Source organism: Pragia fontium (assembly GCF_900638655.1).
Lineage (GTDB): Bacteria > Pseudomonadota > Gammaproteobacteria > Enterobacterales > Enterobacteriaceae > Pragia > Pragia fontium.
Map to the genome: position 1 here is coordinate 1,540,055 of NZ_LR134531.1, position 12,035 is coordinate 1,552,089.

The 12,035-nt window shown below is 47.3% G+C and carries 12 protein-coding genes, 1 CRISPR repeat array and 1 riboswitch (1 of these 14 cut by a window edge); of the genes, 9 read left to right on the forward strand and 3 right to left on the reverse strand.

The window, feature by feature from the left end; genetic code table 11:
• Positions 1 to 78: direct repeats of the CRISPR family, unit length 28 nt; unit sequence CTGAACCGCCGTATAGGCGGCTTAGAAA; it begins 190 nt to the left of the window's first position.
• Between the two features lie 303 nt (positions 79 to 381).
• A complete protein-coding gene (locus EL341_RS06765; protein ID WP_074821076.1) occupies positions 382 to 849 on the forward strand; it encodes an outer membrane lipoprotein in 468 nt (155 codons plus the stop codon).
• Between the two features lie 58 nt (positions 850 to 907).
• Here the strand turns inward: EL341_RS06765 and EL341_RS06770 are convergent, their stop codons facing one another.
• Positions 908 to 1,819, reverse strand: coding sequence for a gluconeogenesis factor YvcK family protein (locus EL341_RS06770; RefSeq protein ID WP_047780698.1), 912 nt, complete (start codon positions 1,817 to 1,819; stop codon positions 908 to 910).
• A 274-nt stretch (positions 1,820 to 2,093) separates the two neighbouring features.
• Positions 2,094 to 2,230: riboswitch (molybdenum cofactor riboswitch) on the forward strand.
• Between EL341_RS06770 and moaA the strand changes: the two genes are divergently transcribed.
• From moaA to EL341_RS06805, 7 genes are all read left to right on the forward strand, one after another.
• Positions 2,219 to 3,202 (forward strand): GTP 3',8-cyclase MoaA, encoded by a 984-nt coding sequence (gene moaA, locus EL341_RS06775; protein ID WP_074821083.1) that lies wholly within the window; start codon positions 2,219 to 2,221, stop codon positions 3,200 to 3,202. (Overlaps the previous riboswitch by 12 nt.)
• Before the next feature lie 50 nt (positions 3,203 to 3,252).
• Positions 3,253 to 3,768, forward strand: a complete 516-nt coding sequence (gene moaB, locus EL341_RS06780; protein ID WP_047780700.1) for a molybdenum cofactor biosynthesis protein B — start codon at positions 3,253 to 3,255, stop codon at positions 3,766 to 3,768.
• Positions 3,769 to 3,782: 14 nt separating this feature from the next.
• Positions 3,783 to 4,262 carry a cyclic pyranopterin monophosphate synthase MoaC gene (gene moaC / locus EL341_RS06785; RefSeq protein ID WP_047780701.1) on the forward strand — a complete coding sequence of 160 codons (480 nt, stop codon included), beginning with the start codon at positions 3,783 to 3,785 and terminating at the stop codon, positions 4,260 to 4,262.
• On the forward strand, positions 4,262 to 4,507 hold the full coding sequence (gene moaD, locus EL341_RS06790) for a molybdopterin synthase sulfur carrier subunit (protein ID WP_047780702.1): 246 nt from the start codon (positions 4,262 to 4,264) through the stop codon (positions 4,505 to 4,507). Before moaC ends, moaD begins: the two co-directional genes overlap by 1 nt.
• A gap of 1 nt (position 4,508) precedes the next feature.
• On the forward strand, positions 4,509 to 4,970 hold the full coding sequence (gene moaE, locus EL341_RS06795; RefSeq protein WP_047780703.1) for a molybdopterin synthase catalytic subunit MoaE: 462 nt from the start codon (positions 4,509 to 4,511) through the stop codon (positions 4,968 to 4,970).
• 208 nt (positions 4,971 to 5,178) lie between these two features.
• Positions 5,179 to 5,754: a flavodoxin family protein gene (locus EL341_RS06800; RefSeq protein ID WP_074821095.1), complete on the forward strand. Its 576-nt coding sequence runs from the start codon at positions 5,179 to 5,181 to the stop codon at positions 5,752 to 5,754.
• A 167-nt stretch (positions 5,755 to 5,921) separates the two neighbouring features.
• Entirely contained in the window at positions 5,922 to 6,623 is a 702-nt protein-coding gene (locus EL341_RS06805) for a Bax inhibitor-1/YccA family protein (RefSeq protein ID WP_074821097.1), read from the forward strand.
• A gap of 140 nt (positions 6,624 to 6,763) precedes the next feature.
• Here the strand turns inward: EL341_RS06805 and EL341_RS06810 are convergent, their stop codons facing one another.
• A complete protein-coding gene (locus tag EL341_RS06810; protein WP_126467417.1) occupies positions 6,764 to 8,155 on the reverse strand; it encodes an NAD-dependent succinate-semialdehyde dehydrogenase in 1,392 nt (463 codons plus the stop codon).
• Between the two features lie 557 nt (positions 8,156 to 8,712).
• Between EL341_RS06810 and rhlE the strand changes: the two genes are divergently transcribed.
• Positions 8,713 to 10,116, forward strand: coding sequence for an ATP-dependent RNA helicase RhlE (gene rhlE / locus EL341_RS06815; RefSeq protein WP_047780707.1), 1,404 nt, complete (start codon positions 8,713 to 8,715; stop codon positions 10,114 to 10,116).
• Positions 10,117 to 10,278: 162 nt separating this feature from the next.
• Here the strand turns inward: rhlE and EL341_RS06820 are convergent, their stop codons facing one another.
• On the reverse strand, positions 10,279 to 11,877 hold the full coding sequence (locus EL341_RS06820) for an ABC-F family ATPase (RefSeq protein WP_126467419.1): 1,599 nt from the start codon (positions 11,875 to 11,877) through the stop codon (positions 10,279 to 10,281).
• Positions 11,878 to 12,035: the final 158 nt, after the last annotated feature.

Consider the following 12,035-nt stretch of genomic DNA (forward strand, 5'->3'; position numbering starts at 1 on the left):
GTATAGGCGGCTTAGAAATCTTAATTTTGAATATAAAAATCCCTGCCAATCTGAACCGCCGTATAGGCGGCTTAGAAATCAGCTACTCGTCACTGGCAACATTATCGATACTGAACCGCCGCATAGGCAGCCCAACCCATAGTCATAAAACCAGCAACTCTTTTTATCTTTTCTTTATGTAAATCACTGGGTTTTTCGCTACATTGACGACGGCTTTTGGCTTTAATCCCTTATTTATCGTCACCTCAGCATCAGATCGCACCTTGATCCACCGCATTTATTTTTCGTGCTGTTATACTTAATTCATTCACCTGACAGGAAAGTCAGTGTCGGTGTATCAGGATAGATATCAGACTATTTGATTTATTGAGGGAGAGAAAAATGAAGTCGTTCATTCTTAAAAGTATTGGTGCCGCCTGCATTGCGTTAAGTATGGCAGGATGTGCCTCTAATATTTCTTCAGATTCTTATTCTGATCAGCAGGTTGGCCAGGCTAGTCGTACCTTTGCCGGAACTATTGTTAGTTCCCGAGTGGTTAACGTGGAAGGTAACAACGAGGTTGGTGGGCTGGTGGGGTCTGTTGCTGGTGGTGTTGCCGGTTCTGCCATTGGTGGTGGTTTCCGAGCGAATGCGCTAGGGGCCATTGGTGGAGCATTACTTGGTGGTGTGTTGGGTTCTTCTGTTGAAAAGGGTGTGTCCCAACAGAAGGCGATTGAGTATGTGATTCAGACTGAACGTGACGGACTGATTACCGTTGCTCAGGGTATAGACAATCCTTTGGGTAACGGTCAGAAGGTATTAGTGATTCAAGGGAAAACAACCCGAGTCATAGCGGATACCCGCCCATAGTCAGGCGTTCGATAATAAAAAAGCGCGTTAAGTACGCGCTTTTTTATTGACTGAAATATTATTCGCCAAACTTCCGTAGTGCACATTCCAGCGCTTTATGTAGCATATCGCGATCGTGGCGATAGGGAATATCCTCCGCTTCCAGCGGCTGCTGGACAATCACCTTATCTTGAATGCCTTCAATGCTGGTATGCGGGCCAATAATAATGCCATCAATTTTTCGCCCGCCAATGGCTTGCTCAATGATGCCCATTTTAATCTGTAGAGTGAGTGATGCTGCTGCGGGGCTAAGCTCTTTAGCCAAATTACCAATATAGATAATACGTGCTTTGCTGCGCTGCATCGCCTCAGCGATTTCTTTTAACAGCAGCGGTGGCATCAGACTGGTCATAAAGCTACCGGGACCGACCAGAATCAGTTCAGCTCGATCAATTGCTTCAACCGCTTCATAGGTCGCAGCCACGTGAGGCTCCAGCATCAATTGCTGCGGCATCTGTTTCAGGCTATCAACGTTAACTTCACCGTGTATTAGATTTCCCTCAACGTCAATCGCCGCCAGATCGACCGGATGTTCCGACATGGGAATTAAATAGGCTCGTACTTTTAGCATATTGCGAATAAGATTAATCGCGTCTAATGGGCGAACGCTCAGATTATCCAGCGCTTTTAACATTAAATTGCCCAAATTATGACCGGCCAGTTCACCATTGCCACTAAAGCGGTATTCAAACATGGTGGAGGCAATGCTAGGCTCAGTGATTAATTGATTCAGGCAGTTGCGCAGATCGCCCCAGGCTATTCCGCCTTCAGATTGACGAATACGCCCGGTTGAACCGCCGTTGTCGGTGGTGGTAACAATACCCGTAAGGCGAGAATCAAGAGAGGAAAGTGCTGACATAACGCGGCCTAAACCGTGTCCTCCGCCGAGGGCCACCACGTGTTCCAAATCACTTAACGTGCGATTACGCATGCGATTCCTTCATATAGGGATTGATTTTGCGGCATAAGTTACCCGATTTTGTTACAAAAGGCGAAGGTTGCGTTATTTAACATGACATTTATTAATATTGACTTATATCAAGCTGGCCGCTGCGTTTTTTCAGTATGGTCACAGCCACTAAAATAAAGAACAAACGTTATGTAATTATTTACATAGCGATTATTAATGCTGGTAGTCGTCGTTATTAAACATTAATATCTATATATTGCACGGTCAACTGCCCAATTACGGGTAGTAAAACCGGCAAACAATGAAACTCTGAGCTGCTTCAACCTAAGTCAGTGAATGATATGGTGCTGCAGCCGTGACATTAAGTCACCAGGGTGTAAGGTAGAAATGCCTGCACCTCCCGAATTGGAAAGGTGTTTTATGGTATCGCAATTAACCGATGCTTTTGATCGCAAGTTTTATTATTTGCGCCTATCGATTACAGACGTCTGCAACTTTCGTTGCAACTACTGTCTTCCTGATGGTTATAAACCAAACGCCAATAAGCGTTTTTTAACGCTGGATGAAATTAAGCGCGTGGGTAGAGGCTTTGCTGAACTGGGTACAGAGAAAGTGCGTCTGACCGGGGGAGAGCCTACACTACGTCGTGATTTCGTCGATATTGTGGCGGCTATCCGTGAGAACTCAGCGATTAGAACGTTGGCGGTAACTACCAACGGCTATCGCATGGCGCGAGATGTCCAGAGTTGGAAAGATGCCGGTTTAACCTCAATTAACGTCAGCGTAGATAGCCTAGACGCGCGTCAGTTTCATACTATTACCGGTCAGGATAAATTCCGTCAGGTGATGGACGGGATTGATGCTGGCTTTGCCGCTGGCTTCAACACGATTAAAGTGAATACCGTGCTGATGCGCGACGTTAACGATCGCAGTCTGGCCACCTTCCTCAACTGGATTAAAGATCGCCCCATCCAATTGCGCTTCATTGAACTGATGGAAACCGGAGAGGGTACCGATCTATTCCGTAAGCATCACGTATCTGGTGACGTCATTCGCCGCCAACTGCTGGAGCAGGGATGGCAGCAAAGGGTTAGAGATCGCAGCGACGGTCCAGCGCAGGTGTTTACCCATCCTGATTATCAGGGCCAAATTGGCCTGATTATGCCTTATGAAAAAGATTTTTGCCTGAGCTGTAACCGCCTGCGGGTTTCCGCCGTGGGTAACCTTCATCTGTGTTTGTTTGGTGAGCAAGGTATTTCTCTACGGGATCTACTCACCGACGACAATCAGTTAGAAGCATTGAAAGCACGCATTCAGGATAAGCTGTTGACGAAAAAGCAGACGCACTTTCTGCATCAGGGCAACAGCGGTATTACGCAAAATCTGTCATTTATTGGCGGCTGATATCCGCTCAAGTGGATATCGCCGTACATCATGATGTTAAGGAGCTAAGCATGGGACATGCAGCCAGTGAATTTATTCCCGTTTCTCTTGCGGTATTAACCGTTTCTGATTCTCGCGGTGAAGCGGAAGATACCTCAGGTCATTATCTGGTTGAAGCGGCGGCAGCGGTTGGCCATCAGGTCGTCGATAAACGCATTATTAAAGACAATATTTATCAAATTCGAGCGGTGGTGTCGGGCTGGATTGCCGATCCATCGGTGCAGGCGATAGTGATTACCGGCGGTACCGGTTTTACTGCCCGTGATAATACACCGGAAGCGATACAACCGTTATTTGACCGTCAGGTAGAAGGCTTTGGTGAGCTGTTCCGCATGTTGTCTTATGAGGATATCGGCACCTCGACCATTCAGTCTCGTGCTCTTGCCGGTATAGCTAACCAGACCATTATTTTTGCCGTGCCGGGTTCAACCAATGCCTGCAAAATGGCTTGGGAACGCATTATCGTTGAGCAACTGGATGCCCGTCATCGTCCGTGTAACTTTCTTCCTCATTTGAGCAAAAAATAGAGATAGATTTAACCATGTCACAGTTAACCCATATTAATGCTTCCGGTGAAGCACACATGGTCGATGTTTCTGCTAAAAGCGAAACCGTGCGCGAAGCGCGTGCCGAAGCCTACGTTGAAATGAGTGAGCAAACGCTAGCTATGATTATGCAGGGTAGCCATCATAAAGGTGATGTGTTTGCTACCGCGCGCATTGCCGGTATTCAGGCGGCAAAACGTACTTGGGAACTGATCCCTCTCTGTCATCCGCTACTGTTAAGCAAGGTCGAAGTTTCTCTTGAGGCGCAGCCAGAGAATAATCGAGTGCGCATTGAGTCCTGCTGTCGATTAACCGGTAAAACCGGCGTAGAGATGGAAGCGCTGACTGCCGCATCCGTGGCGGCGCTGACCATTTATGATATGTGTAAAGCGGTGCAGAAGGATATGGTGATCGGCCCGGTGAGACTATTAACCAAGAGCGGCGGTAAATCCGGTGATTTTCAGGCGGAGGCATAATGATTAAGGTGATCTTTTTTGCTCAGGTCAGAGAACTGGTGGGTACCGACCAACTGGCGTTACCGGCAGAGTATCCGACGGTAGAGGCATTACGTCAGGCATTGTGTAGCCGCGGTAACAAATGGCCTTTGGCACTGGAGCCGGGCAAGTTGCTGATGGCGGTAAACCAGACGCTGGTGACTGCCGAGCACCCGATCGCAGATGGTGATGAAGTGGCATTTTTCCCACCGGTCACAGGGGGTTAAGATGTCTGAAGATAAGAATACGCGTATAACTGTCAGTCCGGCGGCGTTTAATGTCGGTGATGAATATCAATGGCTGTCCCAATGTGATGATGATGGTGCGGTAGTGACCTTTACCGGCAAGGTGCGCAATCATAATCTGGGGGATAGCGTAAGCGCTTTGACGCTGGAACACTATCCAGGCATGACCGAGAAGTCTTTGGCCGAGATTATTATCGCCGCTCGCCAACGCTGGCCTTTACAGCGGGTGAACGTTATTCACCGCATCGGTGAACTGTTCCCCGGTGATGAAATCGTGTTTGTCGGTGTGACCAGCGCCCATCGTAGTTCAGCCTTTGAAGCGGCTGAATTTATTATGGATTACCTGAAAACCAAAGCCCCATTCTGGAAACGCGAAGCGACTCAGGAAGGGGACCGCTGGGTGGATTCTCGGGAGAGTGATAAGCAGGCGGCAGAGCGCTGGTAAAGGTTATTTTGTTATAAAGAGCGGTAGCCTTTACCGCTCCTTAACCTATTTTTTATCATGAAACTTAAGCTAATCCATTAAGTTATAGGTTAATCATTCCAGTATAAAATCACGTCATTTTCCAACAGTTACTCAAGAAATGATATAATCCCCCAGTTCCAGAGCCTGTTTTGCGGGCTTTCTTTTTTTCAGTTTCACAGAGGCTTTAATGACACGCGTTGCAATTGTATATCACAGCGGATATGGACATACGGCAAAAGTCGCAGAGGCGGTAGCGAAAGGATTGATGGAAGTCAGTGATACACTGGTTGATATGGTGCCTATTGATGCGGAAGGTAATTTACCCGAGCAGGCATGGGATGCGTTAGCCGTTGCAGATGGAATTATTTTTGGTAGTCCTACCTATATGAGCGGTCCATCGTGGCAGTTTAAGAAATTCGCTGATGGGTCATCGGCTCCTTGGGTGGCTCAGCAGTGGAAGGATAAGTTGTTTGCTGGGTTTACCAACTCGGCCAGTATGAACGGCGATAAGCTCAGCACCTTGGATTATATGTTTCATTTGTCCCAGCAACACGGCGGCATTTGGGTAGGAATGGGAATGCTGCCTTCCAATACCAAAGCGGCAACCCGCAATGATGTTAACTATATTGCCGGTGTTTCTGGTTTGATGACCGTATCACCGGCAGATGCCTCAGTTGAGGAAGCACCGCTGCCGGGTGAGTTAGAAACGGCACGTTTATTTGGTCAGAGAATTGCACAGTTAACCTGTCGCTGGGTCAGATAATTCTTTAACCAGAAGTGAGATGGTTATCGCGCGATTTGTCACGTTTCTTTACCAGACATGACGAAATTATTTTTACCATCAGATGTCATAATATGTGGTAACCTTAATCTAAGTTCGTTCGTTTTTATAACACTATGTTTGACTCTTAAGATAGAAGGACAAATTTAATGGATCCACGTCACAACGGTACTATCGTAGAACACGCCAATACCGGTCTTCAGGCGTTTATGGCTCAGGTCTACGGATGGATGACCTGTGGTCTGTTATTGACCGCATTTACTGCCTGGTTTGTTACCGGAACAGCGTTGCAGAGCTTCATTTTCTCCAGCAACATTACCTTTTTCGGGCTGATTATCGTACAGCTTGGTGTGGTGTTTTTCCTATCCGGCATGCTGAACCGCATTAGTGGTTCCTTAGCCACAACGTTGTTTATGCTTTACTCCGTGCTGACTGGCTTGACCATGTCCAGCATCTTTGTGGCTTATACCAGCAGTTCTATTGCCAGCACGTTCTTTGTTACGGCAGGAACTTTCGGTGCCATGAGCCTGTATGGTTATACCACCAAGCGTGATTTAAGCGGTTTGGGCAGCATGATGATTATGGGCCTGATCGGTATTCTTCTGGCTTCTCTGGTGAATATCTTCCTGAAGAGCCCGGCGCTAACTTGGGCGATCACCTATATCGGTGTGATTGTGTTTGTGGGCTTAACCGCTTATGACACCCAAAAGCTGAAGCAAATTGGTGAGCAGGTGTCTCTTGATGACCGCGAAGGTTATCGCAAGTCTTCTATTATGGGCGCGTTAACCCTGTATTTAGACTTCATCAACCTGTTCTTAATGCTGCTGCGTATTTTAGGCGATCGTCGCTAATATCGGCATCTGATTGAATGTAAAAGGGCGCGATATATTCGCGCCCTTTGTTTATTTAACGCCTACCATATCATTTCTTCTGTGGTTTCCGGACATAAAAAAGGCCCTCAATGAGGGCCTTTTACGATCAACGATAAAAATCAGAACGGTGCATTAATATCAACGATATCGATCAGTTTATGGTTAGCAAACTCTTTAAGTCCTAAACCAATCAGTTCACGGCCAAAGCCTGAACGACGCACGCCACCGAATGGTAAGTCAGCTTTTACCATGGTTGGGTGGTTAACGAAGATCATACCGGTAGAAATGCGCTTAGCAACTTCAGCACCGTGTTCCGGACGAGCGGTAAAGACTGAACCACCTAGTCCAAAAGGCGTATCGTTGGCGATACGTACTGCATCATCTTCGTCTTTGGCTTTAAACAACATAGAAACTGGACCAAAGAATTCCCAGTAATAGGCTGGGTTATCAGGTGTCACATTGGTGAGGATAGTTGGCTGTACAAAAGCACCTTGAGAAGGAACTTTAGGGCCAACTTCGATTGCTGTCGCACCGTGAGCCACCGCCTGACGAACTTTATCCTTCACTTCATCCGCAGCTTGCTGGGAAGAGAGTGGTGCCAGCGTGGTTGTTTCATCAAACGGGTCGCCTGCTTTTAATGCAGCAACGCCTTCCTGATATTGGCTAAGGAAGTCATCATAGATTTTTGCATCGATAATCATACGCTTAGATGATACGCAGACTTGACCACCATTCCAGTGACGGCCAAATACCGCCCAGCGTACGGTTTCTTTCAATGGCGCATCGGCTAAAACCACAAAGGCATCAGCGCCACCTAATTCCATAGTACATTTTTTCAGAGCTTTACCAGCCTGAGAGGCGATAACTGAACCCGCGCCTTCAGAGCCGGTTAATGCCACACCGTGTACACGAGGATCGTTGATAATGGTTTCTACCTGATTGCGGGTGGCATACAGGTTTTGCAGTAAGCCTTCCGGCAAGCCTGCTTCAAGAACAACGCGCTCAAATGCCGCGGCGCTTTGTGGTACGTTGGACGCATGTTTCAGCAGCAGGGTATTACCTACCGCCAATTGAGGTGCCAGGATGCGTGCAATTTGGTAATAAGGGAAGTTCCATGGCTCAATCGCCAATAAGACACCCAGCGGATCGCAGACCAGAATTGCCTGACCTTCCGCCGGATCGGCTACTGGCAGCTTCTCTGGCTTCAGCAGTTCTTCCGCATTTTTAACATAGTATTCAAATATTTGAGCGGATAGCTCTACTTCTCCCTGAGCTTCGCTGTAGAGTTTGCCCATTTCAATGGTCAGTAATTTGGCAATCTCTTTCTTTTCCTTGCGCAGGCCATCGGCAACGCGCTGTAGCAGAGCAAGACGCTCGGCAATTGGTTTTTCTTTCCAACTCAGAAAAGCATTGTGTGCTTTATCAATGGCGCCGGCCACTTCAGCATCGGTTGCATCAGGGAAAGTTTTAAGGGTTTCACCGGTGTAGGGGTTTACGGTTTTGTAACTCATAGTGGGTATCCTTATTATTGTTGACGTCGCACACGCAGAGACGTGTGGTGATATCTAACAGATGGGGAAGCATGATCCTTATTGTGTCAGAGGTATCTGACGACTGGACGGTATAATGACTCATCCAGAAAAGAAATTATAAACTAGTTACATATTTGTAGCATGTCTATTATCTGATTGATGCTATAAACAAAATCTATGATAGGCGTTAATTTGTGCTAACTCTTCGTATTAGAAGGTTTATCTGATCTATTAATGAACAGAGTGGCTTGGTATTTTATTCAATTACCTGTAACAAAAAATATACAATGTAACGGATAGCATTTAAGTTTGTTAAGGTTGGCAACTGGCATGGTTAGCGTTATATTTTGAATTGTTGCACTAAGTCTGGGAAGTTCTGCTATACTTACTCTAATCGGCGTACTTTCGGTCTACGCCATATTCCTCGCGGTCATGTCACAATGTCATACCTCGTATTAATAATCTCGTCAGGACCGTAGCAAATAGTTATTCCTGCTTAGGATAATTTGCCGGGCGAGTCTGGAGTTTTTCCTTTTATGTCTTTTGATTCTCTCGGCTTAAATGCCGAAATTTTGCGCGCGGTTGAAGAACAAGGCTACCGTGAGCCAACCCCTATTCAGCAACAGGCTATTCCGGTGGTGTTATCCGGCCGTGATTTAATGGCCTGTGCTCAAACCGGGACGGGTAAAACCGCCGGTTTCACGCTGCCACTATTACAGCTGTTAACGGCAAACAATGACTCGCCTCGCGGCCGTCGTCCAGTACGTGCCTTGATTCTGACGCCGACCCGTGAGCTGGCTGCGCAGGTTGGTGAGAATGTGCAGGAATATAGCCGTCATTTAAATATTCGTTCGCTGGTGGTGTTTGGCGGCGTTAGCATTAATCCACAGATGATGAAACTGCGTGGTGGTGTTGATGTACTGGTAGCGACTCCTGGTCGTTTACTGGATCTGGAACATCAGAATGCGGTAGACCTTTCTAAGGTTGAAATTTTAGTCCTGGATGAAGCGGATCGCATGTTGGATATGGGCTTTATCCATGATATCCGTCGGGTTCTGGCTAAACTGCCGGTGAAGCGTCAGAACTTGCTGTTCTCAGCGACGTTCTCTGATGAAATTAAAGGCTTGGCATCGAAGCTGCTGCATAATCCGGCTTCAGTCGAAGTCGCCAAGCGTAATACCCCATCAGAACTGGTAGATCAGAAAGTCCACTTGGTTGATAAAAAACGCAAGCGTGAACTGCTATCTCAGATGATTGGTCAGGGCCAGTGGCAACAGGTGTTGGTCTTTACCCGCACCAAGCACGGCGCTAACCATTTGGCGGAGCAGCTTAATAAAGATGGTATTACTGCTTCGGCTATCCACGGTAATAAAAGTCAGGGTGCCCGTACCCGAGCGCTGGATGAGTTTAAGAATGGTAAAATCCGCGTTCTGGTAGCAACAGATATCGCCGCTCGCGGTTTGGATATCGACCATCTGCCGCACGTGGTGAACTATGAGCTACCAAACGTACCGGAAGATTACGTTCACCGTATCGGTCGTACTGGCCGTGCTGAATGTACCGGTGAAGCGGTTTCTCTGGTTTGTGTCGATGAGCATAAGCTATTGCGTGATATTGAGCGCCTGTTGAAGTTAGAGATTCCACGTATCGCTTTTGAAGGTTACGATCCTGATCCAACTATCAAAGCTGAGCCGATTATCAATGGGCGTCAGGGAAGAGGTCAGGGACAAGGACCTCGTCAAAATTCAGGTCGCGGACGTTCTTCCTCTCAGGGGAATGGTCATAAAGATGGCGGCCCATGGGGTAACAGAAATGGTCAGGCGGCTGAAGGCCGTGCTGATAGTAAGCCTCGTAGCCAGAAGCCGCGCTCAGATAAGCCAGCGCAGCAGAAACGTGCATCGTTCTCTGGCGCACGTCGTTCAGGTTCTGGCGGCGAATAAGCGGTAGCTAACGATTTTTAAATTAAAAAGCCTTCCTTGATGGAAGGCTTTTTTTTGCTATTTGGTTTGATTCTGAAAGGTGTTGTACATGAAGGACGGGCGACGGGTAATAAAAAGCCCGCTAAAATATATAGCGGGCTTGTTGCCATCTCTAGATAAGCTTTAGTTAGCGATACCCTGACTGCGCAGGTAATCATCATAGTTGCCGCTGAAGTCTGTGACTTTCTCTGGCGTAATTTCGATGATGCGTGTTGCCAATGAGTTAACGAACTCTCGGTCATGGGAAACGAAAATCAAGGTGCCCTGATAGAGTTCCAGCGCCATATTCAGTGATTCGATAGATTCCATATCCAAGTGGTTGGTTGGTTCATCCATAATCAGAATATTTGGGCGGGTCATCATCAGTTTGCCGAACAGCATGCGTCCTTTTTCACCACCGGACAGCACTTTAATGGATTTCTTGATGTCATCCTGAGAGAACAGCAGTCGACCCAGCACGCTGCGTACAGACTGTTCGTCATCGTTTGGCTGCATCCATAGGCTCATCCAGTCAAATACGGTCATATCCACTTCAAAATCGGTGGCATGATCCTGAGCATAATAGCCAATGCTGGCATTTTCAGACCACTTCAGACGACCAGCATCCGGGGTTAATTCTTCGATCAGGGTTTTCAGCAGGGTAGTTTTACCCACGCCGTTTGTACCCAGAACCGCCACTTTTTCGCCGACTTCCAGCATTAGATTCAGGTTTTTAAACAGCGGTGGATTGCCATCATAACCTTTGGACAGGTTTTCCACTTCCAGTGCATTACGGAACAGTTTCTTATCTTGTTCAAAACGGATAAATGGATTCTGACGGCTGGAGGCTTTCACTTCTTCCAGTTGGATTTTATCAATCTGACGGGCGCGAGATGTTGCCTGACGAGATTTAGAGGCATTGGCGCTAAAGCGGCTAACGAAAGATTGCAGTTCGTTGATCTGCGCTTTTTTCTTGGCATTGTCCGATAATAGACGCTCGCGAGCCTGAGTCGAGGCAGTCATATAATCATCATAGTTACCCGGATAAACCCGTAGCTCACCGTAATCCAGATCGGCCATATGGGTACAGACCATATTCAGGAAGTGACGGTCATGGGAAATGATGATCATGGTACTGTTACGATCGTTCAGGGTTTGTTCCAACCAACGGATAGTATCGATATCCAGGTTGTTGGTTGGTTCGTCCAGCAGCAGAATATCTGGATCGGCAAACAGTGCCTGAGCCAGCAATACCCGAAGTTTCCAGCCGGGTGCAACTTCGCTCATTGGGCCATAGTGCTGTTCGACCGGGATACCGACGCCCAGCAGCAGTTCGCCCGCGCGGGACTCCGCAGTGTAACCGTCCATTTCGCCGTACAGCACTTCAAGATCGGCCACTTTTAGCCCATCTTCTTCGCTCATTTCCGGCAGGTTATAGATGCGGTCGCGTTCTTCTTTGACTTCCCACAGCTCACCGTGACCCATAATTACGGTATCCAGTACGCTGAACTCTTCATAGGCAAACTGATCCTGCTTTAGTTTACCCAGACGTTCGTTAGGATCGAGGAATACGTTACCGCCACTCGGCGCAAGATCGCCGCCGAGGATTTTCATAAAGGTTGATTTACCGCTACCGTTGGCACCGATTAAACCGTAGCGGTTTCCACCGCCAAATTTGACAGAGATGTTCTCAAACAGCGGCTTGGAGCCAAACTGCATAGTAATATTATTGCTGATTAACAAGGCGCATACTCATAGGTTGAAAATGTGATATTAGGCACATTATGCCACAGTTTTATAGCATTTAGGCAGTGATGTCAGCGGATAGTTTGTAAATCGGTTACCGATGGAAGATGGGCGATTAAATTCTGAAGAATGAGGAGAGAACATTAAATAATTTC

Excerpts from the sequence above, each read along its gene's own strand:
- moaE (WP_047780703.1), top strand. The coding sequence starts at position 4,509 with ATGTCTGAAGATAAGAATACGCGTATAACTGTCAGTCCGGCGGCGTTT.
- rhlE (WP_047780707.1), top strand. The coding sequence starts at position 8,713 with ATGTCTTTTGATTCTCTCGGCTTAAATGCCGAAATTTTGCGCGCGGTT.
- moaA (WP_074821083.1), top strand. The coding sequence starts at position 2,219 with ATGGTATCGCAATTAACCGATGCTTTTGATCGCAAGTTTTATTATTTG.
- moaD (WP_047780702.1), top strand. The coding sequence starts at position 4,262 with ATGATTAAGGTGATCTTTTTTGCTCAGGTCAGAGAACTGGTGGGTACC.
- moaB (WP_047780700.1), top strand. The coding sequence starts at position 3,253 with ATGGGACATGCAGCCAGTGAATTTATTCCCGTTTCTCTTGCGGTATTA.
- EL341_RS06770 (WP_047780698.1), bottom strand. The coding sequence starts at position 1,819 with ATGCGTAATCGCACGTTAAGTGATTTGGAACACGTGGTGGCCCTCGGC.
- EL341_RS06765 (WP_074821076.1), top strand. The coding sequence starts at position 382 with ATGAAGTCGTTCATTCTTAAAAGTATTGGTGCCGCCTGCATTGCGTTA.
- moaC (WP_047780701.1), top strand. The coding sequence starts at position 3,783 with ATGTCACAGTTAACCCATATTAATGCTTCCGGTGAAGCACACATGGTC.
- EL341_RS06805 (WP_074821097.1), top strand. The coding sequence starts at position 5,922 with ATGGATCCACGTCACAACGGTACTATCGTAGAACACGCCAATACCGGT.
- EL341_RS06810 (WP_126467417.1), bottom strand. The coding sequence starts at position 8,155 with ATGAGTTACAAAACCGTAAACCCCTACACCGGTGAAACCCTTAAAACT.
- EL341_RS06800 (WP_074821095.1), top strand. The coding sequence starts at position 5,179 with ATGACACGCGTTGCAATTGTATATCACAGCGGATATGGACATACGGCA.